The 23,478-nt window shown below is 68.0% G+C and carries 18 protein-coding genes and 1 riboswitch; of the genes, 11 read left to right on the forward strand and 7 right to left on the reverse strand.

Translation table 11 applies throughout. The features are described 5' to 3' along the window. Window positions 1-81 precede the first annotated feature (81 nt). A complete protein-coding gene (locus JZ791_RS11755) occupies window positions 82-2,421 on the forward strand; it encodes a serine/threonine-protein kinase (protein ID WP_254205583.1) in 2,340 nt (779 codons plus the stop codon). A gap of 47 nt (window positions 2,422-2,468) precedes the next feature. Here the strand turns inward: JZ791_RS11755 and JZ791_RS11760 are convergent, their stop codons facing one another. After that, window positions 2,469-3,665 (reverse strand): acetate kinase, encoded by a 1,197-nt coding sequence (locus JZ791_RS11760; RefSeq protein ID WP_216894277.1) that lies wholly within the window; start codon window positions 3,663-3,665, stop codon window positions 2,469-2,471. Between the two features lie 30 nt (window positions 3,666-3,695). After that, a complete protein-coding gene (pta, locus tag JZ791_RS11765) occupies window positions 3,696-5,777 on the reverse strand; it encodes a phosphate acetyltransferase (RefSeq protein WP_216894278.1) in 2,082 nt (693 codons plus the stop codon). A gap of 375 nt (window positions 5,778-6,152) precedes the next feature. On the opposite strand from pta, the gene JZ791_RS11770 reads away from it, so the two are divergent. Together JZ791_RS11770 and JZ791_RS11775 are read left to right on the forward strand one after the other, a co-directional pair. Continuing rightward, the gene (locus JZ791_RS11770) at window positions 6,153-6,956 is read left to right on the forward strand and encodes an LLM class flavin-dependent oxidoreductase (RefSeq protein WP_216894279.1); all 804 of its coding nucleotides are present in this window, start codon (window positions 6,153-6,155) and stop codon (window positions 6,954-6,956) included. Between the two features lie 9 nt (window positions 6,957-6,965). Then, window positions 6,966-7,475: a nitroreductase/quinone reductase family protein gene (locus tag JZ791_RS11775; RefSeq protein WP_216894280.1), complete on the forward strand. Its 510-nt coding sequence runs from the start codon at window positions 6,966-6,968 to the stop codon at window positions 7,473-7,475. A 50-nt stretch (window positions 7,476-7,525) separates the two neighbouring features. Here the strand turns inward: JZ791_RS11775 and fgd are convergent, their stop codons facing one another. Next, window positions 7,526-8,533 (reverse strand): glucose-6-phosphate dehydrogenase (coenzyme-F420), encoded by a 1,008-nt coding sequence (gene fgd / locus JZ791_RS11780; protein WP_216894281.1) that lies wholly within the window; start codon window positions 8,531-8,533, stop codon window positions 7,526-7,528. A gap of 229 nt (window positions 8,534-8,762) precedes the next feature. On the opposite strand from fgd, the gene JZ791_RS11785 reads away from it, so the two are divergent. After that, on the forward strand, window positions 8,763-9,521 hold the full coding sequence (locus tag JZ791_RS11785) for an HAD-IIA family hydrolase (protein WP_216894325.1): 759 nt from the start codon (window positions 8,763-8,765) through the stop codon (window positions 9,519-9,521). A gap of 53 nt (window positions 9,522-9,574) precedes the next feature. On the opposite strand, the gene JZ791_RS11790 is transcribed toward JZ791_RS11785, so the two are convergent. Continuing rightward, complete coding sequence (locus JZ791_RS11790; protein ID WP_216894282.1) at window positions 9,575-10,789, reverse strand: O-succinylhomoserine sulfhydrylase; 1,215 nt, start codon at window positions 10,787-10,789, stop codon at window positions 9,575-9,577. Beyond that, window positions 10,786-11,208 (reverse strand): rhodanese-like domain-containing protein, encoded by a 423-nt coding sequence (locus JZ791_RS11795; protein ID WP_216894283.1) that lies wholly within the window; start codon window positions 11,206-11,208, stop codon window positions 10,786-10,788. Before JZ791_RS11795 ends, JZ791_RS11790 begins: the two co-directional genes overlap by 4 nt. Window positions 11,209-11,226: 18 nt before the next feature. Then, a riboswitch (SAM riboswitch) is annotated at window positions 11,227-11,340 on the reverse strand. Between the two features lie 418 nt (window positions 11,341-11,758). Here JZ791_RS11795 and JZ791_RS11800 point away from each other — a divergent pair. From JZ791_RS11800 to JZ791_RS11820, 5 genes are all read left to right on the forward strand, one after another. Further along, a complete protein-coding gene (locus tag JZ791_RS11800) occupies window positions 11,759-13,150 on the forward strand; it encodes an FAD-dependent oxidoreductase (protein ID WP_216894284.1) in 1,392 nt (463 codons plus the stop codon). 102 nt (window positions 13,151-13,252) lie between these two features. Beyond that, on the forward strand, window positions 13,253-14,119 hold the full coding sequence (locus JZ791_RS11805; RefSeq protein ID WP_216894285.1) for an amidohydrolase family protein: 867 nt from the start codon (window positions 13,253-13,255) through the stop codon (window positions 14,117-14,119). A gap of 85 nt (window positions 14,120-14,204) precedes the next feature. Then, complete coding sequence (locus JZ791_RS11810) at window positions 14,205-15,299, forward strand: CaiB/BaiF CoA transferase family protein (protein WP_216894286.1); 1,095 nt, start codon at window positions 14,205-14,207, stop codon at window positions 15,297-15,299. Window positions 15,300-15,805: 506 nt separating this feature from the next. Next, on the forward strand, window positions 15,806-18,424 hold the full coding sequence (locus JZ791_RS11815) for a helix-turn-helix transcriptional regulator (RefSeq protein WP_216894287.1): 2,619 nt from the start codon (window positions 15,806-15,808) through the stop codon (window positions 18,422-18,424). Window positions 18,425-18,834: 410 nt separating this feature from the next. Further along, a complete protein-coding gene (locus tag JZ791_RS11820; RefSeq protein ID WP_216894288.1) occupies window positions 18,835-19,287 on the forward strand; it encodes a hypothetical protein in 453 nt (150 codons plus the stop codon). Between the two features lie 14 nt (window positions 19,288-19,301). Here JZ791_RS11820 and JZ791_RS11825 read toward each other — a convergent pair whose 3' ends face one another. Beyond that, complete coding sequence (locus JZ791_RS11825; RefSeq protein ID WP_216894289.1) at window positions 19,302-19,844, reverse strand: methylated-DNA--[protein]-cysteine S-methyltransferase; 543 nt, start codon at window positions 19,842-19,844, stop codon at window positions 19,302-19,304. A 199-nt stretch (window positions 19,845-20,043) separates the two neighbouring features. On the opposite strand from JZ791_RS11825, the gene yczR reads away from it, so the two are divergent. Both yczR and JZ791_RS11835 read left to right on the forward strand, forming a co-directional pair. Further along, a complete protein-coding gene (yczR, locus tag JZ791_RS11830; protein WP_216894290.1) occupies window positions 20,044-21,531 on the forward strand; it encodes a MocR-like transcription factor YczR in 1,488 nt (495 codons plus the stop codon). An 86-nt stretch (window positions 21,532-21,617) separates the two neighbouring features. After that, window positions 21,618-21,773: a hypothetical protein gene (locus tag JZ791_RS11835; protein ID WP_216894291.1), complete on the forward strand. Its 156-nt coding sequence runs from the start codon at window positions 21,618-21,620 to the stop codon at window positions 21,771-21,773. Window positions 21,774-21,908: 135 nt separating this feature from the next. On the opposite strand, the gene JZ791_RS11840 is transcribed toward JZ791_RS11835, so the two are convergent. After that, a complete protein-coding gene (locus JZ791_RS11840) occupies window positions 21,909-23,198 on the reverse strand; it encodes an adenylosuccinate synthase (protein ID WP_216894292.1) in 1,290 nt (429 codons plus the stop codon). Window positions 23,199-23,478: the final 280 nt, after the last annotated feature.

The following is a 23,478-nucleotide window of genomic DNA, read 5'->3' on the forward strand; positions in this document are numbered from 1 at the left end:
GCCCCTCCCGTATCCGGCGAAGGCCGCGCGACGATTCGGGAACGGGCCGAATCACAGGATCCGGAGTCGACGCGGGCCGTCATGCCCGATCTCGCCGGTACGCAGCTCGCCACGACGCGGACCAGCCGACCCGACACAACCACGACGCGAACCCACGATGATCTCGCCGGAACCCAGGCCGCCACAAGAGATTCGGAGCCGACTCGGGCCGGCACACCCGATGTGACCGGCCTTGCTCCCACAAGCGCTGCGCGCAAACAGGATCCGGAGTCGATCTCCCAGCCCACCGCGCGCGTGCGCACCGGACGGTCCCGGCCTACCGTGCGCCGACTGGGCACCGGTCTGGTGGTGCTGCCGGCCGAGCCGCCGATCGATCCCCGCTCGGCAGTGCTGACCGACCCGGTGGTCAGCGAGGGGCGCCGATTCTGCTGGCACTGCGGTAAACCCGTCGGGCGCGCCACCGCGACGCACGGGCCCGCAACGACCGGTGTGTGCGGAACCTGCGGCGCACCTTACGATTTCCGTCCGCATCTGCGACCGGGCGATCTGGTCAGCGGGCAGTACGAGGTTCAGGGCTGCATCGCGCACGGCGGACTGGGCTGGATCTATCTGGCCGTCGACCGCAACGTCAGCGACCGCTGGGTGGTGCTCAAGGGTCTGCTGCACAGCGGTGACGCCGAGGCGCAGGCGGTCGCCGTCGCCGAACGGCGGTACCTGGCCGAACTGGCCCATCCCAGCATCGTCAAGATCCACAACTTCGTCGAGTATCCGGGCGCGGACGGCATCCCGATCGGCTATATCGTCATGGAATACGTCGGCGGGCGCTCGCTGCGTGACCTGCTCGACACGTACACCCCGCCCGCGCGGATGCCCGTCACCGAGGCCATCGCCTACATGCTGGAGATCGCGCCCGCGCTGGAATATCTGCATTCGCTGGAATTGGCCTACAACGACCTCAAACCCGACAACATCATGGCCACCGAGGATCGGGTCGAGCTGATCGATCTCGGCGCGGTGGCGGCCTTCGATTCGTTCGGAAACCTCTACGGCACCAGGGGATTCCAGGCCCCCGAGGTCGCCACGACCGGACCGACCGCGGCCTCGGACATCTTCACCGTGGGCCGCACCCTCGCGGTGCTGACCCTGAACATGCCGATGCAGCGGGGCCGATATCTGGATGGAATACCGGGCGCGAGCACAGAACCGGTGCTAGAGCGCTACGAGTTCTTCCACCGGCTGCTACTCCGGGCCACCGATACCGATCCCGCGCGGCGCTTTCCCACCGCGCGCGTCATGGCCACCCAATTGGCCGGGGTGCTGCGCGAGATCCTGTCCGCCGACACCGGCGCCGAACATCCACAGCTGTCCACGCTTTTCAGCCCGCCCCGCACCAGCTTCGGCACCGAGGAGCTGATCGCGCAGACCGACGCGTACATCGACGGCCGCGCTCGCGGCAAGAGCCTGCGCCCGGCCGATGTGGTCGCGGCGCTGCCGGTTCCGCTCATCGACCCGGCCGACCCGTCGGCGATACTGCTGGCCGGGACCGTGCATCCGGAGCCCGCGCACGCCCTGGACGCCGTGCGCACCGCGCGCGAGCGGGCCGGGAGCGGCGTCGGCGAAATACCCGAAACATTCGAGGTGGAAGGCACTCTCGCCGAGGCGCGCATCCGGCTCGATCTGGGCGAGACCGCATCGGCCCGCGAACTACTGGGCCGGGTGGCCGATATCGACTGGCGGGTGGACTGGTACCTGGGCATGGCCGGGCTGCTGGAACGTGATTACGAGCAGGCGTTCGCCCACTTCGATGCCGTGCTGCAGGCCCTGCCCGGCGAGATCGCCCCCAAACTGGCCCTCGCCGCGACCGCGGAACTCGTCCTGCAACAGTGGGAATCGCCGGATCCACAGCAGTGGCGCGCCTACGCCGAGAAGTTCTACGCCACCGTCTGGCGCACCGACCGCGGCGTGGTCAGCGCCGCTTTCGGCCTGGCCCGCCAACTCGCCGCGGACGATCGTGTCGACGAGGCGGTGCAGGCCCTGGATGAGGTCCCGGCGACCTCACGGCACTACACCGAGGCCCGCCTGACCGCGGTGCTGCTGTTACTCACCGCCGCGCCGGTGGCCGAACTGGACGAGTCGACCCTGCATATCGCCGCGGACCGCGTCGAGCGGATACCGGCGGGGGAACACCGGGCCGCACAGATGGGCGTCCTGGTGCTGGGCGCCGCGCTCGCCTGGCTGCAGGCCGGGAATGCCCCGAAGGATCCGGCCGCCACCCTGTTCGGCGCGCCGTTCACCGAACGCGATCTGCGCAACGGCGCCGAGCACGGACTGCGCGGGCTGGCCCGCATCGCTCCCGAGCGCAGCCATCGTTACGCATTGGTGGATCTGGCCAATACGCTGCGTGCGAAGTCCTGGTTCTAGGCATTTCGGCCCAAAACGTGCCGGAACGACGTCGTAGTGGCCGCGGTTCAGGCGACCAGTGCGGCGGCGGCCCGGGCGATGGCGAGTTCCTCGTTGGTGGGTACCACCAGGACGGGAATCTGCGCACCGCGAGGTGAAATAAGGCGTGCCGCACGGTCTTTGGCGGTGTTGCGATCTGGATCCACGGTGATGCCGAATCCGGACAGGTCCGCGAGCGCGTCGGCGCGCACCTGGGGACTGTTCTCGCCCACCCCGGCGGTGAAGGTGATCGCGTCGACTCGGCCCAATTCCACCAGGTAGGCACCGATATAATGGCGCAAGCGGTGGATGTAGACGTCGTAGGCCAGGCGCGCAGCGGTGTCACCCGAGTCGATCAGGCCCTGCAACTCCCGGAAATCGTTCACCCCGGACAGGCCCTTGATACCGGAATTCCGGTTCAGCAGATCGTCTATGGCGTCGATGCCCAGTCCAGCGGTGCGCATCAGGTGGGGGATGATGCCGGGATCGATATCGCCCGAACGGGTGCCCATCACCAGCCCCTCCAGCGGCGTGAGTCCCATGCTTGTGTCCACCGCCCGGCCGGCGCGGATCGCCGACGCCGAGGCGCCGTTACCCAGGTGCAGCACAATCTGATTCAGTTCCTCCGGCTTCCGGCCGAGCACGTCGGCGACCCGTCCGGAGACGTACTCGTGCGAAGTACCGTGAAACCCGTAGCGCCGTATCCCATGTGCGGCAGCGACTTTCGCATCGATCGCATAGGTCTTCGCGGCATCGGGCAGGCCGTGGAAGAAAGCGGTGTCGAATACCGCGACCTGCGGGACGCCGGGCAGCAGGGCGCGCGCGGACTCGATCCCTACGACGTTCGCCGGATTGTGCAGCGGCGCCAAGGCGGACAGTTCGTCGATCGACCGCACCACCGCGTCGGTGATCAGCGTCGGTGCGTAGAACACCTCGCCGCCGTGCACCACCCGATGACCGACGGCCCGCAGGCCCTCGGCGGTCAGATCGTGCCCGCTGCGAGCGAACAGGTCGAACACCACCCGCAGTCCGGCGGCGTGATCCTTGATCGCGCCGTGGTGCTCCAGAGTGTGACCGTCGCTGTCGTGTTCGACCGAGGGCGTGCCGGGCGCGACCGGTTCGCCGATCCGCGAGACCTGCCCGGAGGCCGCGACCGCCCCCGTATCCGGGTCCAGCAGTTGGTATTTGATCGACGACGATCCGGAGTTGATCACCAGGACCCGCATCATGCCTCCCGTTCGTGTCCGCTGCGCTCGTTATGCCTGTGCCGAGATCGCCTGTGCCTGAATGGCGGTGATCGCTACCGTATTCACGATGTCGGCGACGAGCGCGCCACGCGACAGATCGTTCACCGGCTTGCGCAACCCCTGCAGCACCGGACCGATCGCCACCGCGCCCGCGCTGCGCTGCACGGCCTTGTACGTATTGTTGCCGGTGTTGAGGTCGGGGAAGATGAAAACCGTCGCGCGCCCCGCCACCTGGGAGTTCGGCAGCTTGGCGCTCGCGACCGTCGGCTCGATGGCCGCGTCGTACTGGATCGGCCCGTCAACCGGCAGGCTCGGCTCGCGCTCGGCCACGAGCTTGGTCGCGGTGCGGACCTTGTCGACATCGACACCGGTGCCGGACTCCCCCGTCGAATACGACAGCATCGCCACCCGCGGTTCGATGCCGAATTGTTCGGCGGTGCGCGCGGAGGAGATCGCGATGTCGGCGAGCTGTTCGGCGGTCGGGTCGGGTACCACCGCGCAGTCGCCGTAGGCCAGCACGCGATCGGCCAGGCACATGAGGAATACGCTCGACACCGTCGACACTCCCGGCTCGGTCTTGATGATCTCGAACGACGGGCGGATGGTGTGCGCGGTGGTGTGCGCCGCACCGGACACCATGCCGTCCGCGATGCCCCGGTACACCATCATCGTGCCGAAATACGAGATGTCGCTCATGTATTCGCGCGCTCGATCCACCGTCATACCCTTGTGCGCCCGAAGTTTGGTGTACTCCTGCGCGAATCCGTCACGCAGATCGGAGGTCCGGGGATCCAGCACCTGCGCGTCGGTGATGTCGACCCCGAGTTCGGCCGCGCGGCCGCGCACCGCGGCCTCGTCGCCGAGGATGGTCAGATCCGCGATCTTGCGCTGTAGTACCCGCCCCGCGGCGCGCAGGATGCGGTCGTCGTCGCCCTCGGGCAGCACGATCCGCCGCCGGGCCCCGCGCGCCCGATCGATCAGCTGATATTCGAACATCTGCGGCGTCACCACCGACGGAATGGGAACCTCGATGCGCGCCAGAAGTTCTCGCGCGTCCACCCGCTGTTCCATCAGGGCCAGGGCGGTGTCGACCTTGCGGATGCTGGACAGCGACACCCGGCCCCGGGTGTGCGCCGCGCCGGCGGTGTCGAAGGTGCCCAGTTCGGTGGACAGGATCGGCAGCCGCGGCTTCAGCCCCTCGATCAACCGCTCGACCGCCGGATGCGGTCGCATGCCGCCGTTCATGATGATGCCCGCGAGCGACGGAAAACCCTCCGCCTCATGGGCATTCACCAATGCCAGCAGCGCGTCGGAACGGTCGCCCGGGACGATCACCGCGACGCCGTCGGACAGGCGCTCCAGGATGTGCTCCGCGGTCATGCCGCCGACCATCACGTTCAGCGCCTCGCGCTGCATCAATTCCGGGTCGCCGGAATAGATCTCGCCGTCGATCGCCTCGCACAGCTCGGACATGGTGGGCGCGTTGAGCAGTGGCACCTCCGGCAGCGCCCAGGACGGCACGTCGACCACCGTCAGCGCGTCGGCGACCGCGCCCAGCGCGTCGGGATCGCAGCGGTTGGCGATGATCGCGACCAGTTGCGCATGCTCGAGCGACAGCTCACTCGCGCACAGCTCGGCCACCTCGGCGACCTGCGCGGGCGTGCGCTCGGCCCCACGCAGGACCAGCACCACCGGCGCGCCCAAGTTGGCCGCGATCCGGGCGTTGTACCGCAGTTCGCTGGGGCTGGCGACGTCGGTGTAGTCGCTGCCGACCACGACCACCGCATCGCACTGCTTGGCCATCTCGTGAAAACGCAGGACGATATCGCTGATCGCCGCGTCCGGATCGGCGTGCACCTGCTCGTAGCCGACCCCGACCGCCTGGTCGTAGTCCACGTCGGCGGTGCTGTGCTCGAGCAGCAACTCCAGGATGTAGTCGCGCTGCGCGGTCGAGCGGCTGATCGGCCGGAACACACCCACCCGAGCGGTGCTCGCGCACAGCATCTGCAGCACCCCGAGCGCCACTGTCGACTTACCGGTGTCCCCCTCGGGCGAGGCGATGTACACGGTGGATGGTGCTGAGTCGGACATGGTCGTGAGCCTACTGAGCGCCGGTGTCCGATTCACCCCTGGACACCGCAAACTACTGGAAAATCACAGTCGACCCACACCCCTGGTTCACCGTTGTCCCGGCGAGTTGTTCACCGTGGTCCCAGCGCGCGGTTCACACTCGTCCCGATGTGTTCACATTCATCCCCACGTGCGGCTTCACACTCATCTGAAGTGCAGTTCACACCAATCCGACGCGCGGCTCACTGTCATCCCGGCGTGCTCGTGGCCGGGATCCACGCGAGGGGCCGACAACCAACGCTGCGAACGAACCACCGGAATGAACGGCGTCCGGCAAACGTCTTAGGGGGGTACGAACAGCACGAGCGGCCACCCCCGACCGCGGATCGGATCGATATGACCCTGGACATCGGGACCTTCCTCCCCACCTCGACGCCCGATCCGGCGATGCCGATCCTCGGCGATATCCGGGCCGCGGCCCGGCTCGCCGAGGAGCTCGGACTCGATTCGATCTGGTCCACCGACCACCTGGTCCCCAGCGGACCGATGCTGGACAGCACGGTGACCCTGGCGACGGCCGCCGCGGTCACCGAACGCATTCGCATCGGCTACGGGGTGCTGCTGCTCGCACTGCGGCCCGCGGCGTGGGCGGCCAAGCAGGTCGCCGGACTGCAATACGTCTCCGGCGATCGGCTCGTACTAGGCGTCGGCACAGGCAATCCGGTGCACGGTGATATCGGGTGGCGTGCCGCCGAGCGGTCGTATCCGGACCGCGGCCGCCTGACGGACGAGGCCCTGCGGGTGCTGCCCGATCTGATCGGCGGCCGTCCGGCGACCCTGCCCGACGGTGGCGTGGTGACGCTCGCACCCGGCGCGACGGTTCCCCCGATTCTGGTGGCGGGCAATGGAACCCGCGCGATGCGCCGCACCGCGGAGTTCGCCGACGGCTGGGTGGCGATGGGCGTCACACCGGACCAGGCCCGGGACTCCGCTCGTGAATTGGCTACGCTGGCAGAGGAATTCGGTCGTCCCGGACCGCTGGTCACGGTTGTCACCGCACCGCCCGGCGAACTCGCCGAGACGGCCGAACTGCTGCACGCCTACGCCGACGCGGGGGTCGAGCGGGTGATTCTCGCGCCTCGGGACGCGAATTGGCGCGGCGGTTACGAATTCGTCGCCAAGGTGAAGGCCGCTCTGTAGGTTGCCCCTATGGCAACGCAATTCCCCGATCGGCAGTGGGGTTCACGCACGCATCCGATCTCGCGGTTGACCAGCCGGTTCGCCGCCACCCGGGTCGGATCGCTCGTCGTGCGCGTGCTGTCCCCGCTGGATCGCAGAGTGCTCGAACGCACCGCGGGCCGGTACACCGCACTCGGCCCGATCGGCGCGCCGATCATCGCGCTGACCACCACGGGTCGCCTGTCCGGTCAGCCGCGCACGACCCCGCTGCTCTACGTGCACGGCGGTGATGTGCTGTACGTGATCGGGAGTAATTTCGGGCAGTCCCACCACCCGGCCTGGACCGCCAATCTGCTCGCGGATCCCCAGGCGATCGTCACCATCACGGGCGAGCGAATCCCGGTGCGGGCCGAGGTCCTCGCCGATCCCGAGAGCAAGGCGCGGATCTTCGGGCGGTTCGTCGAGATCAGCGAGGCGTATGCGGCCTACCGCACTCGCACCACCCGGGACCTGCGCATATTCACCCTGACCCGCGACTGACAACGCCCGCCGAATCCGTGGATCCGGCGGGCGTGCGGTGTGGTTGTCCGCTACAGCGCGCGCAGCCGGGGGGCCAGGTCGCGCTGGAACTGGTCCAGGAAGCGGCGCTGGTCGTGGCCGGGGGCGTGGAACACCAGGTGGTTCAGGCCCGCGTCGACGTACTGCTTGATCTGCTCGACGGCCTGGTCGGGATCGCTGGCCACGATCCACCGCTTGGCGACCTGCTCGATCGGCAGGGCGTCGGCGGCGGCCTCCATCTCGATCGGGTCGGTGATGTCGTGCTTCTGCTCGGCGGTCAGCGACAGCGGGGCCCAGAAGCGCGTATTGCTCAGCGCCAGTTCGGGATCGGTGTCATAGGAGATCTTGATCTCGATCATCCGGTCGATGTCGTCGACCTTGCGTCCCGCCTTGTCCGCGCCCTCGCGCACCGCGGGCATCAGCTTCTCGGTGTACAGGTCCATACCCTTGCCCGAGGTGCAGATGAAGCCGTCGCCGGCGCGTCCGGCGTAGCGGGCCACCAGCGGGCCGCCCGCGGCGACGTAGATCGGGATGCCGCCCTTGGGCACGTCGTAGATCGAGGCGCCCACGGTGTGGTAGTACTCGCCCTCGAAGGTGACCCGGTCGCCGGTCCACAGCGCCCGCATCAGGTCGACCGACTCGCGCAGCCGCGCGAAACGCTCCTTGAATTCCGGCCATTCGCCCTTGTAACCGGTCGCGATCTCGTTGAGCGCCTCACCGGAGCCCACACCCAGCATGATGCGGTTCGGGTACAGGCAGCCCATGGTGGCGAAGGCCTGCGCGATCACCGCGGGGTTGTATCGGAAGGTGGGGGTCAGCACCGAGGTGCCCAGCTGGATGCGCTCGGTGCGCTCGCCGACCGCCGTCATCCAGGCCAGCGAGAACGGGGCGTGTCCGCCCTCGTGCCGCCACGGCTGGAAATGATCGCTCACCGATGCGCTGTCGAGTCCGTGTTCCTCGGCCGCGACCGCGAGCTCCACGAGCTCCCGTGGACCGAACTGTTCCGCCGACGCCTTGTATCCCAACTTGAGATCAGCCACTGCGCCACTCCTGTTCGCCGTCTACGGATGTGTTTCCGTCGATCGAGTACAGCACGGGGAATCCGCACCGCATTCCACAGGCCGTACCGTCGACCCTTCCCCGACCATAGTCAGCGGCTTCGGGGCGTGTGAATGGTCGCAACTTCGGAAGTCGTCCCCAAGGGAAAGATCAATAGCTCACAATTGCCTGGTGACCGATGACGAGCCGATCCTGTCCTACCTGACCGATATGGACGGGGTGCTGGTGCACGAGGACCACCTGATCCCCGGCGCCGACAAGTTCCTCCAGGAGCTCCAGAACAACGGCATCCCGTTCCTGGTGCTGACCAACAACTCCATCCGCACCCCGCGCGACCTCCAGGCCCGCCTGCGGCACAGCGGTGTCGAGATCCCCGAGGAGGCGATCTGGACCTCCGCCCTGGCGACCGCGACGTTCCTGAACGATCAGCGCCCCGGGGGCACCGCCTACGTGGTCGGCGAGTCGGGCCTCACCACCGCCCTGCACGAGGTCGGCTACGTCCTGACCGACAGCGAGCCCGACTACGTCGTCCTGGGCGAGACCCGCACCTATTCCTTCGAGGCGATCACCACCGCCATCCGCCTGGTCGACCGGGGCGCCCGCTTCATCGCCACCAACCCGGACGCCACCGGCCCCTCCCGCGAGGGCCTGCTGCCCGCCACCGGCTCGGTCGCGGCGCTGATCACCCGCGCCACCGGCCGCGACCCGTACTACGTCGGCAAACCGAACCCCCTGATGATGCGTTCGGCCCTGCGCCGCATCGACGCGCACTCCCAATCCACGGTCATGATCGGCGACCGCATGGACACCGACGTCATCTCCGGCCTGGAAGCGGGCATGCGCACCCTGCTGGTCACCTCCGGCATCTCCACCCGCGACTCGGTGGAGCAATACCCTTACCGCCCAACGAAAATCATCAACTCGGTCGCGGACCTGGTAGGCCACACGGACGATCCGTTCGGGCAGTAGCCGGACAAACAATCCCGTCACCTCGAGGTGACGGGATTGTGCGCTCGGACCGTTCAGGCGAGGGCTTGGTCCAGGTCGTTCAGGAGGTCTTGGACGTCTTCCAGGCCGATGGAGATGCGCAGGACGCCGTCGGTGATGCCTACGGCCGCACGGCCTTCCGGGCCCATTGCGCGGTGGGTGGTGGTGGCGGGGTGGGTGATCAGGGTTTTGGCGTCGCCCAGGTTGTTGGAGATATCGACGATGCGCAGGCGGTTGAGGACCTCGAAGGCGCGCTTCTTGCCCTCGGACTCGGGGGCCGACAGTTCGAAGGTGACGACCGTGCCGCCGCCCGCCATCTGCTGACGAGCCAGTTCGTGCTGCGGATGTGACGGCAGGAACGGGTACTTCACCCAGCCCACCGACGGATGCTGTTCCAGGAACTCGGCGATCTTCAGGGCCGACTGGACCGAGTGACGGACCCGCAGGGGCATGGTCTCCAGGCCCTTGAGCAGGGTCCATGCGTTGAACGGGCTCAGGGCCGGACCGGTGTGGCGCATCAGATGCTTCACCGGGCCGTCGATGTAGTCCCGCGGGCCCAGGATCGCGCCGCCCAGGACTCGGCCCTGGCCGTCGATGTGCTTGGTGCCCGAATAGACGACGACGTCCGCGCCGAGATCCAGGCTGCGCTGGAGCAGCGGGGTGGCGAAGACGTTGTCCAGCACCACCTTTGCACCGGCCGCATGGGCCAGCTCGGATACCCGGCGCACGTCCACCAATGCCTGCATCGGATTGGAGGGGCTCTCGAAGAACACCGCCTGGGTGGGCTCGGACAGGGCCGCCTCCCACTGCGCGTTGTCCTCACCGTCGACGAAGACGGTCTCCACGCCCCAGCGCGGCAGGATCTCGTTGCACACCACGAAGCACGAGCCGAACAGGCTGCGCGCGGCGACCAGGCGATCGCCATTGCCCAGCAGCGCGGCCAGGGCGGTGAACACCGCGGACATACCGCTGGCGGTGGCGAAGCACGCCTCGGCGCCCTCGATCAGCCGCATCCGCTCCTCGAACATGGCGACCGTGGGATTGCCGTAGCGCGAGTACACGAAGTGCTCGACGTCGCCGGTGAACGCGGCCTCGGCCGCTTCGGCGCTCTCGTAGACGAATCCGGAGGTCAGGTACAGCGCCTCGGCGTTCTCTTCGAATCCCGAGCGCCGCAGACCGCCTCGCACGGCCTGGGTGGCCGGGCCGACGCCCTCGGGCAGCGGCTTGTCGAACGCACCGCCTGCGATCATGACTGCCTCCACGGCAGTCCCAGAGCACGCCAGCCGGCGCTCCCGCGATGCCCGTTCGGGTCGAGCGGCCCTTCGAAGCCCTCGAGCACGTTGTACGAAGGTGCGTATCCGGCGGCCGTAGCGGCGGTCGCCGCGCCGATGGAACGCTGCCCGGACCTGCACAGGAAGACCACCGGCGCGGCACTGTCGGCCGCACGGCCCGCGAGCGCCTGCTTCAGCTGGTCCACGAATGCCGGGTTGGCCGAACCGCTACCGTCGACCCATTCGATCAACGCCGTCGGCCGGTCGATCGACGCGGTCTCGGGTACACCGACGAACCGCCATTCGGCCTCGGTGCGCACATCCACCAGAACCGCATCGGGATTGTCGCGCAACATATCCCACGCCTGCTGCGGAGTGACGTCTCCTGCATAACTCACGTGCCAAACCTCCTCGCGAATCCACGCTTGCCGCGCCCGGGCGGGCGCGTGCCAGGTCGTCACCCGGAGCACCCCACCGCGGAGGAGGGTTGCCGACCAGCGAGCCGGGGCTTACCACTGATACTCATGACCTGGATCGAGATTGCCTGGCCCGGGGGCCACCTGTCAAACGTATGAGATCCGGGCTCGGCGCGTCGCATCCCGGGCGCAATCGACCCGCTTTCCGCTCCTCCAGGCCATCGCGAGGAGGATTGAAATCTGTGAGATTCTTCTCTCATCCGCCGATCTCCCCTGGTAGGCCCGGCTGCTCCCGGGCGAACTCCGATTCCCCGCCCGAGACCGGGGAATAGCGGCCATAGCCGACACCGATAGAATCGACGGAACCCGGCCGAGACCGGAACGACCGGTTTCCCCCGAGCGGCAACGCTGCGGCATCGACCGGTATGAAAGACCGACGGGTGTGACCCGGACCTACGTCAACTTAGCCTAAGCTAAGAACGACGGCTGAGACCATGACGACAGAGTTTTCGACCAAAGGGTGCGCATAGGAATGACCGAAACAAGTGCGGCGAATCGGCCACTTCGTATCGCGATCGTGGGTGCCGGCCCGGCCGGGATCTACGCCGCCGACGCCTTGATGAAGTCCGATGTGGACGTGAGCATCGACCTGTACGAGCGCATGCCCGCGCCGTTCGGCCTGATCCGCTACGGCGTGGCGCCGGACCACCCGCGCATCAAGGGCATCATCACCGCGCTGCACAAGGTCCTGGACAAACCGCAGGTGCGACTGCTCGGCAATATCGACTACGGCGCCGACATCAACCTGGCCGAACTACAGCGCTTCTATGACGCGGTGATCTTCTCCACCGGCGCGAACGCCGACCGCGCCCTGACCGTGCCGGGCATCGACCTGGACGGCAGCTACGGCGCCGCCGACTTCGTCTCCTGGTACGACGGCCACCCCGACGTGCCGCGCAACTGGCCGCTGGATGCGGAGAAGGTCGCGGTCCTGGGCGTGGGCAACGTCGCACTGGACGTGGCCCGCGTGCTGGCCAAGACCGGTGACGAGCTGCTGCCGACCGAGATCCCGCCGAACGTGTACGAGGGCCTGAAGGCCAACAAGGCGCTCGAGGTGCACGTATTCGGCCGCCGCGGCCCGGCCCAGGCCAAGTTCACCCCGCTGGAGCTGCGCGAACTGGATCACTCGCCCAATATCGAGGTCATCGTCGATCCCGAGGACATCGACTACGACGAGGGCTCCGAGGCCGCGCGCCGCCACTCCAAGCAGGTCGACATGGTCTGCAACACGATCGAGCAGTGGGCGATCCGCGATGTCGGCGACCGCCCGCACAAGCTGTTCCTGCACTTCTTCGAGTCACCCGCCGAGGTGGCAGGCCAGGACGGCAAGGTGGCGGGCCTGCGCACCGAGCGCACCCAGCTCGACGGCACCGGCAACGTCAAGGGCACCGGCGAATTCCGGGACTGGGATGTGCAGGCGATCTACCGCGCGGTCGGGTACCTCTCGCAGAACATCCCGCAGTTGCCGTTCGATGATCAGGCCGGAACGGTCCCGAACGAGGCCGGGCGCGTGCTGAGCGATGACACTGCCGAGGACCCCGCCCAGCGCTACCTGCCCGCCACCTACGTGACGGGCTGGATCAAGCGCGGCCCGGTCGGCCTGATCGGCCACACCAAGGGCGACGCCAACGAGACCATCGCCTGCCTGCTGGACGACGCCCCGAACTTCACCCCCGCCGCCGAGCCCGAGCCCGACGCGGTCACGAAATGGTTGGAGGACAAGGGAATTCCGTTCACCACCTGGGCCGGTTGGTACCGCCTCGACGCGCACGAGCGTTCCCTGGGCGAGCCGCAGGGCCGCGAACGCGTCAAGGTGGTCGAGCGCGAGGATATGCTCCGCGCGAGCGAGCCGGGCAAGGTCTGAGTGCGCGGAGCCGCCGGGCGGTCGACACGGTCACAGTGGCAGTGAATACCGTCTGACCAGCCTGGATCGGCACTTGTCACACTCTCGAGGCATGCTGATTCCGTGTTTGATGCCCATGTCCATCTGATCGACCCGCGGTTTCCGCTGGTCGAGAACGAGGGCTTTCTACCCCCGCCCTACACCATCGTCGATTATCGAAAGCGCATGTCGCGCTTCGATATCGGCGGTGGTGCGGTGGTCAGCGGGTCGTTCCAGGGCACCGATCAAAGGTTTTTGCGGGCGGCCCTGGCCGAACTCGGAGAGGACTGGGTCGGGGTCACCAATCTGCACCCCGACACCTCCGACGCCGAGATCGTCGCCCTGAGCAAGGCCGGGGTGCGGGCCTTGCGGTTCAACCTCAAGCGCGCCGCGGTCGACATCGCCGAACTCACCATGCTGGCTCTGCGGGTGCACGCACTGGCGGGCTGGCATGTCGAGCTGTATATCGACGGGTCGATGCTGGGGTCGCTCGAACCGGTGATCAACAAATTGCCCGCCCTGTCCGTCGACCATATGGGCATGTCCGACGAGTGCCTGCCCTACCTGCTCAACCTGGTCGATCGCGGGGCCAAGGTGAAGGCGTCCGGATTCGGCCGCGTGACGATGAATGTGCGTGCCGCGCTGCGGCGCGTCCACGCGGTCAACCCGGCGGCGCTGATGTTCGGCTCGGATCTGCCGGGCACCCGCGCCGGGCGGCCCTTCCGCGACGCCGATGTCGAACTGATCGGCGAGGTCATCGGCCCCGACGTGCATCGCGTGCTGGAGGACAACGCCCGCGCCTTCTACGGCCTGCCGGTCAAGGCGCAACCTGCCGACACCGCCCCACCGACCAGGCCGCTACCGCGTATCCAGCCGCCAACTCTGCGCCTGGACCGTTCGGATCTGCCCACCGGCCCCGAGACCAGGCCACTGCCGCGTATCGATCCCTGACCGTCGCTCGAACCGCCGCCATCCCATATTGTCGAGGTGTCAACAAAGGCTGCGCCGGGCGCGGAGACGACGAACCGAGGTATGTGTGACTACTCCATCCACCAGGCAGGGCCCCCTCGCGGGTATCCGGGTTGTCGAACTGGCCGGTATCGGCCCCGGTCCGCACGCGGCGCTGCTGCTGGCCGACCTGGGCGCGGACGTCGTACGGGTGCAGCGACCGGGCATGCTGCCCGGATACATGGAGCGGGCGCAGTGGCGCGGGCGGACCATCGTCGAGGCCAACCTCAAGGATCCGGCCGACGTCGAGCGGGTGCTCGGGCTGATCGATAAGGCCGACGTGCTGCTGGAGGGATTCCGTCCGGGCGTCACCGAGCGCATGGGCCTGGGCCCGGAGGCGGCGCTCGAGCGTAATCCCCGATTGGTCTACGGCCGGATGACCGGCTGGGGCCAGTTCGGCCCGCTCGCCGATCGCGCCGGGCACGACATCAACTACATCTCGCTGACCGGCGTGCTGCATGCCATCGGCCGCAAGGGCGAACGGCCTGTCCCGCCGCTGAATATGGTCGGCGACTTCGGCGGCGGGTCGATGTTCCTGGTATTCGGCGTGCTGGCCGCGCTGGTCGAGCGCCAGAGCTCGGGTAAGGGCCAGGTCATCGACTCCGCCATGATCGACGGCGCGCTGGCGCTCTCGCACATGATCTGGGGCATGAAGGGCGTCGGCCTGTGGACCGACGAGCGCGGCACCAATCTGCTCGACACCGGCATGGCCTTCTACGACACGTACGAGACGGCCGACGGCAAGTACATGGCGGTCGGCTGCATCGAGCCGCAGTTCTACGCCGAATTCCTGAAGGGCATCGAGGTCGATCCCGAAGGCCTGCCGCAGCAGCTCGACCCGAACGGGCAGGACCAGTTGCGCAAGCTGTTCGCCGAGAAGTTCAAGACCCGCACCCGCGAGGAATGGACCGCGGTCTTCGACGGCACCGATGCCTGCTGCACCCCCGTGCTGACCATGACCGAGGCGCAGAGCAATCCGCATATCGTCGCGCGCACCGGGCTGATCGACATCGACGGGATCGTCCAGCACGCACCCGCACCGCGGTTCTCCCGGACGCCGGGCGGGGTCCCGACGCCTCCGCCGTCGGAGGGGACGGCGTTCGAGCAAGTGTGGACGGACTGACCGTTTCATCCTCAGCCGAGCCTTCGGAGTAGTAGAAGGTAGGAGGTGTCTACCGCAGTGATCCGACCAGCGCATATCGGTGCATCGACGGAGTGCGATGCAATGAATTGATTCATCGCATTGCATTGCAAGGTATACTTTTCGGCATCACCTCGGTGATGGTTGAGGGGGCGGAGCGCCCTGGTACGACGCCCCGCCCGAATGGGTCACCTAGATCCGACTCAATCGGACCATGATGTAGATGAGCCCGGCGGCCGCAACAGCTCCGGCTGCGAACCAGGCTGTACGGTTCGCTGGCTCAGCTTTCCGGTGTTTACCAAACATCTCCCATTCACCTCCTCTCCCTGACGAGGGCGGTCGGACTGGCCGCCCACGTTCGGAGGAGGAGACGCCCGCCACCGTACATGCCTGCGGCGATAGCGCGCCACTATCAATTCTCGATCCACTTGCGGCCGTTCGGGGTTCGCCCGGCGCCTCCGGAATCATGAGGCACTAAAGTAAGTTCCATGGCGCGGAACTGGCCGATGATCGAGCGCGGCGGCGAACTGGCATCGCTGCATGCTGCCCTCACCGGCACCGAATTCGTCGGGGTGGTGCTCACCGGCGACGCGGGGGTCGGCAAGACCACCCTCGCGCGGGAGGCCGTGACCTCGGTCGGGGGAAATATTCGATGGGTCGCCGGAACCGAGTCCGCGCGCAGCATCCCGCTGGGCGTATTCGCCCATATGGTGGGCGTTTACACCGCGCACGATCCGGTGACGTTCATGGCCGCGGCGCGCGAGGCGCTGCTGGCCGACGACCACACCATCATCGGCGTCGACGACGCCCATCAGCTCGACCAGCTGTCGGCCACCCTGCTGTTACAGCTGGCGACCGACAAGGCCGCGCGCATCGTGTGCACCGTACGCAGCGGCACCGCGGTGCCCGACGCGGTGACCTCGCTGTGGAAAGACGGGCACCTGCTGCGGATCGACCTGTCCCCCTTCAGCCAGCGGCAGAGCGTCGAACTCGTCGAGTCGATGCTCGGTGGGCAATTGGAGGGTTTCACCGCGAATCTGATGTGGGAGTCCTCCGGCGGCAATGCCCTGTTCCTGCGGCATCTGGTCGAGGGCGCCCTGGAGGCGAGCACGCTGCGGCAGGTCAACGGCGTCTGGCAGCTGCGCGGGCGGGCGGCGGTCACCTCGGAATTGGCCGCGCTGCTGGAGGACCGGGTCGAACAGCTGCCCGACGCCGTGCTGCGGGTGCTGGAACTGCTGACCTTCTGCGAGCCGATCGATCTGGACGTGATGGCCGAACTGGCCGGCGAGGACGCGGTCGAGGCGGCCGAGGCGCGCGGCGTCATCCGTATTGTCGAGAACGCTCATCAACTTCTGGTGCGGTTCACCCATCCGCTGTTCGGCGAGGTGATCCGCCGGCGCCTGGGCATCGCCTCGGCGCGGCGGTTGCGCGGTCAGTTGTATTCGTCGCTGAAGCAGCGACGGACGAAGACCGCCGCCGACCGCATCCGGCTGGCCGAATTGGCCTTGGACAGCGATAAATCCGCCGATCTGGAACTGTTCGAGGCCGCGTCCGAGGACGCCATCGGACTGGCCAACATCCCGCTGGGCGAGCGCTTCGCCCGGGCCGCGGTCGAGCGCAGCGGCGGGGTGGAGGCCGCGGATCTGCTCGCGCGCGCGTTGCTGTGGCAGGGCCATCGGATCGAGGCCGAGCGCACGCTGGCCAGCTTCGATCCCGATCAGCTCAACGAGGTGCAGCTGGCCCGCTGGGGCACCACCCGGGTGGCGAATCTGCTGTGGGTCATGGGCGATGCCGATCGCGCCGACGAGGTGCTGGCGCTGATCCGCGATAAGGTCCGCCACCCCAAGATTCGATTGACGTTGCAGGGCTTGGCCTCCGCGTGCGCGGTGTACGAAAACCGCTTGGAAGACGCCTTTCTCGACGCCGAACAGGTGATGTCGAATCCGGAATCGCCGCCGTGGGCGGTGTGGTGGGCCGCATTCGGCGGCGGCCTGGCGCTGGCGCTGATGGGCCGCGCGGAGGCCGCGCGCGAATACACCGCGCGCGGACATCAGGTGGAGGCCGAGATCGACGGGCTCAACCGGTTCGTGCCCACACACGCCGAGGTGCTGGCGCTCACCCTCACCGGCGATATGGATGCCGCACGTCGTTGCGCCACAGCGTATTTCGGTTACGCCGCACCGGGGCAGTATCTGGCGTGGGGGTTCTCGAAGGGCCTGCAGGGCACCGTGGACGTGGCTCAGGGCCGCTTCCTGGAAGGCATCGAGAACCTCGAGCAGGCCCTGGCCGCACTGACCTCCGAGGGCGCGTTCGCCTGGATGTTCCCCGCGAGATTGCGTCTGGCAGAAGCGTATGCGGCGCTCGGGCGCCCGACCGAGGCCGCCGAGACGATCGCCGAGGCCACCGCGACCGGCGGACGGCACAGCGCGGTCTACGGCGAACCACAGCTCGGGATCGTGCGGGCCTGGCACGCCGCCGCCGAGGGCACGGTGACCCCGGCGATCCGCCTGGCCCTGGGCGCGGCCGACGCCGCGGCGCGGTCCAATCAGCACGCGGTCGAGGCGACGGCGCTGCACACCGCGGCCCGCTTCGGCGATCACAGCGTCGCCGGGCGCCTGGCCGATCTGGCCGCCCGGATCGATGGCCGCCTGGTACAGATCCAGGCGCGGCACGCGGTGGCCCTGGCCTCCCACGATGGTCCCGGATTGGACACTGCCGCAGCTGAATTCGAAGAGATCGGCGTGCTGTTGTCCGCGGCCGACTCCGCCGCGCAGGCCGCCTCGGCGCACGAGCGGGCCGGTGACCGCCGGCGCCTGCTGGAATCGGCCGCGACGGCCAACCGCCTGGCCGCCGCCTGCGGCGGTGCGGCAACCCCCGCCCTGCGCCAGTCCGCGCAGCCCCTGCCGCTGACCTCTCGCGAACGCGAGATCGCCAATCTGGTCGCGGCCGGACTGTCCAATCGCCAGATCGCCGACCGGCTGACCGTCTCGGTGCGCACCGTCGAAGGTCATCTCTACCGGGCGTGCATCAAACTCGATGTCACCGACCGGGAGGCGCTTGCCGACCTCATGCGCGGCGAGCCGCCGAGCGGCAAACAACGGAACTGACGCGCTGCGGTCACCGGCGTTCCGGGCTGCGTGCTCCACGAAGTTTTCATACCGAAATCTGTAATTGGTGTGAGGCAACACATTTCAACTGGTGCGTCACAAATAGGCCAAAGGCACTACTGCGCCATCGCGTCGGAGGCAGGTGAATGTTGCTGCGGCACAGCGAAATAACCGATAAGTCGACGTGAGGCTACCTGCGACCGCGTAGCTCCACGAATGCCATCCATACGGCATAGATCATTCCGATGAACACGAAGAAGCCGACCGCCGAGAACAGCAGATCCATTTGCGAAGTGTAGGTAGCGCGGAACCGTATCGGGGACTTTCGGCCGTATAGCTAGGGGGCTGATCACCAATTACGATGCAGCGGGGGGCGTACCGCCCCGCGTTGGCTCCAGATCGTGAGGGTGGTGTCCGAGGTGGCGGATAGACGTCGCAACGTATTGGCCGGTGTGCGGACCGGAATCGCCGTGCTGGCGGGTCTGGCCTTGGTCGGGGGCGCGGCCATCGCCGTGGCCGATCCGCCCGGGCAGGTGCAGCCTGGCGTCACCGCGCCGCCCGTCCATCCGGCGCCCACCACGGCCGTTCCGGCGCCGACCCCGGGCGATCAGTCCGCGGAATTGCATTCCGCCCAGCCGCAGCAGAACAATTCGGAGTCCACGCCGTACTACCGGCACTATTCCCAGCCCAAGAAGACCCCGACGCCCACGCCCTCTCCCACCCCGCGTCAGGTCCATATCGGCAATTTGGCCGCACCCGTCCCGGGCGTCGTGCCCGACGCCGTGGTCAACGGCGTGAACCAGACCAACCAGGACTTCCAGAAGATCATCAAGCCCAGCACCACACCGCAGCCGAACAAGTAGGCGGCCCGCCGGATTCAGAACAGCGTCGGCTCGCCGAATCCGGGGGTCCGTTCGATCTCCAGCAGACGCGCCTTGGTCATCAGGCCGCCGGGGGCGGAGAAACCGTGCAGCGCGTGGTCGGCGGCCAGGACGCGATGGCACGGGATGATCACCGGTATCGCGTTGTGGCCCAGCGCCTGCCCGACGGCCTGCGCGGCGTCGGGCAGGCCTATGCGGGCGGCCACTTGACCGTAGCTGAGGGTGTGACCAGGGTCGATCGCACGGGTCACCGAGTAGACCGCGCGCTGGAACTCGGGAATTCCGCTGTGGTCCAACGGAATCCAGCGCAGATCGTCCATTGTGCCGCCGATGTGGGCGCGCACCGCGTCGATCGCCTCGGCGATCGCACCGGACGGTTCGGCCTCGTCGGCGCCGCGCAGCGCCCTGGTACGCGTGATATCGGGACTGGCCTCGGGTAACAGGAATCGCGACACGCCCGCATCGGTCCAGACGACGGCGCACGCACCGATCGCCGTATCGAAGAGCGCCGCCGCGCGAGAACGGTCCGAATCGGCCATACGACCAGTGTGCCCGACCCCACCGACACATTCGCCGCCCGCGGGTCGCACCGGTACCGATACCCGGAAGGAACCGGACCGGCCCGAGCCGGTCCCGGATCGGTCCACCACCGAGACCTCTCCCGAAGACAGGCCAGTTTGTACAACTGGACTGGCAACTTACTTGAATCGAATGACCAGTCGAGGAATACTGGCCTGTATGGCACTACGTGTGATCAGCGCCGCGACCCTCACCCGGGACCTGGGCCGATGGCGTCAGGACACCGATGGCGACAAGCGCACCACCCGTCCCGCCTACCTCGCCCTCGCCGAGAGCATCCGGCTGCTGATCCACGACGGCCGCGCACCGCTGGGCGTCGCCCTGCCCAGCGAGCGGGACCTGGCCGGCACGCTCGGCGTCAGCCGCACGACGGTCACCTCCGCCTACACCCTGCTGCGCGAACACGGCTATCTGATCAGCCGGCAGGGCTCGCGCAGCACCGTCGCGCTCCCCTCCGACATCGCGCACGACGGCGCCAAGCCCGCGCGCAGCATTCTGGCGCTGATGTCGCCGAACCAGGTGCCGACGATCGACCTGACGTATGCCGCGATGTCCGCACCGCCGGAGATGACCGAGGCGTATTCCGCCGCGCTGCAGGGTCTTCCGCTCTATCTCGGCACGCACGGCATGGATCCGGTCGGCGTGCCGCCGCTGCGCGAGGCGATCGCCCGTCGCTATGCCGAACGCGGCCTGCCCACCGACCCGGACCAGATCCTGGTGACACTCGGCGCCCAGCACGGGCTGCGCCTGCTGCTGAACGTGCTCGCCGCTCCGGCCGCGCGCGTGCTGATCGACCACCCCACCTATCCCAATGCCATCGAGGCGATTCGCGATGTCGGCGCGCGCCCCGTACCGGTCCCGCTGCGTCCCGAATATCCCGAGGCGGGATGGGATCTGGACGGAATCCGCAGCGCCGCACGCCAGACCGCGGCGAGCGCGGCATATCTACTGCCGGACTTCAACAATCCGACCGGACTGCTCATGGGCGCGCGGGACCGCGCCGAACTGGCCGCGATCGCCCGCGAGACGCGGATGACGGTCATCGTCGACGAATCCATGGTCGAGCAGCAACTCGACGGCGAGGCGCCGCCCCCGGCGGCGGCGTTCGCGCGCGGCGCGGAGATCGTGACGATCGGCTCGGCGTCCAAGGTGTTCTGGGGCGGCCTGCGGGTGGGCTGGATCCGCGCCAACCCCTCGCTGATCACCAAGCTGCTGGGCATCCGCTCGACCCTCGACCTGGGCACGCCGGTCATGGATCAGCTGGCCACCGCCTATCTGCTGGAACATGCCGGGGTCATCACCTCGCGCCGGTGTGAACAACTGCGTACCCGGCGCGCGGTCCTGCTCGAACTGCTCGCCGAGGAACTGCCCGACTGGCGCGCGGTGCCCAGCGCCGGCGGCATGTCGCTATGGGTCCAGTTGCCCGCGCCGGTCTCCTCCGCGCTGGCCGCCATCGCGCCCAACCACGGCGTATTGCTCGCCGCCGGACCGCGATTCGGCGTGCAGGGCGCCTTCGAACGGTACGTGCGCCTGCCGTTCAGCCGCGACGAATCGGACCTGCGTCTGGCCGTCAAATCCATTGCCACCGCGTATTCCGCGCTCACCCCGCGCGCCGCCGAACCACTGGCCCCGGTGACCTACTACTGACGGGTGATCGAATCCGGGTGCCACGCCACAGGTTAAGGTTCTTCAGATCCGAAAAGCAGGTCCGGGAAACAGCAGGAGACCACACGATGACCCAGGAGCCGCAAAGGCACGGGCGCCACGCCGCACCGGAAGGCGCCGAGCGCCACCCCCTGATCGATCTGTCGCGGGACCCCAATCCGGGGATCGCCGACCACGCCGCACCGGAACCGGAGACGGACGAGATCCCCGCGACCGAATCCTGAGCTCGCCCACCCCGGCGGCTCGCGAGATCCGTCGGCGCACCATCCCCGTGGATATGCTCGAAAGCCGTGCCCCACTCGAATCATCGACGTGGGGCGCGGCTTTCGGTCAATCCACAGGCATTGTGCCGGTGACCCTCACTCGAGAATATCGTGGCGCACGATGGTTTCGTCACGCCCCGGACCGACGCCGATGCAGGACATGCGCGCGCCGGACAGCTCTTCCAGCCGCTCGACGTACGCACGCGCGTTGGCGGGTAGTTCATCGAACGTGCGGGCGTGCGAAATGTCTTCCCACCAGCCCGGCATTTCCTCGTAGATCGGCTTGGCGTGGTGGAATTCGGTCTGCGTGGTCGGCATCTGCTCCACGCGCTCGCCGTCGATGTCGTAGGCCACGCAGATCGGCACCGTATCCAGGCTCGACAGCACGTCCAGCTTGGTCAGGAAGTAGTCGGTGATGCCGTTGACGCGGGTGGCGTAGCGCGCGATCACCGCGTCGAACCAGCCCGTGCGCCGGGCGCGCCCGGTGGTCACGCCGACCTCGCCGCCGGTCTTGGCGAGATATTCACCGGCGGAGTCGAACAGCTCGGTCGGGAACGGGCCCGAGCCGACACGGGTGGTGTAGGCCTTGAGGATGCCGAGCACCGTGGTGATCTTGTTCGGCCCGATGCCCGAGCCGACCGCCGCACCGCCGGCTGTCGGGTTGGAGGAGGTCACGTACGGGTAGGTGCCGTGGTCGACGTCCAGCAGCGTGCCCTGCGAACCTTCCAGCAGAATGGTGTCGCCGGCCTCCAGCGCCTGGTTCAGCAGCAGCCGGGTGTCGCGGATGCGGTGCTTGAACCCGTCGGCCTGGCTCAGCACCTCGTCGACCACCTGGTGCGAATCCAGGGCGCGCCGGTTGTAGATCTTCACCAGCACCTGGTTCTTGAACTCCAGCGCGGCCTCGACCTTCTGGGTCAGGATCTTCTCGTCCAGCACATCCGCGACGCGCACGCCCACGCGCGCCACCTTGTCCTGGTAGCAGGGACCGATGCCGCGGCCGGTGGTGCCGATCTTCTTATTGCCCAGGAAGCGCTCGGTGACCTTATCGATGGCCACGTGGTACGGCATGATCAGGTGCGCGTCGGCCGACAGCAGCAGCCGCGAGGTGTCCACCCCGCGCTGCTCGATCCCGGCCAGCTCGTCGAGCAGCACGCCCGGGTCGACGACCACGCCGTTGCCGATGACGTTCGTCACTCCCGGGGTCAGGATGCCCGAGGGGATCAGGTGCAGCGCGAAATTGTCACCGTTGGGCAGCACGACGGTGTGTCCGGCGTTGTTGCCGCCCTGGTAGCGCACGACCCAGTCGACCCGGCCGCCGAGCAGATCGGTGGCTTTGCCCTTACCCTCGTCGCCCCATTGGGCGCCGATCAGGACGATTGCGGGCATGTGGAGTCTCCTACGGTTCGACGCGCAGCCCCTATGCTGCGCCCTTGTTCGGTGTGAGCGGGCCCGGCATGGTGACACGGGCCTACCTTGCGGGACTGCCTTGCGGGCCTGACGCGCACGCCGCCGAGGCTACCTGCCGTTTTCCGAGGCGGTGGCCGATGGGACAGTCTAATGCACGGTGCGGCGAGCGGGACTATCGTGGCTGCGGGAGGCGGACCGCGAGAGGTTCGCCCGGGCGCAGCGAGGGTCGTGATGGTGTCAGCACCGAGGAGCCAGAGGA

The organism is Nocardia alni, from assembly GCF_019038435.1.
Taxonomy (GTDB): Bacteria; Actinomycetota; Actinomycetes; order Mycobacteriales; family Mycobacteriaceae; genus Nocardia; species Nocardia alni.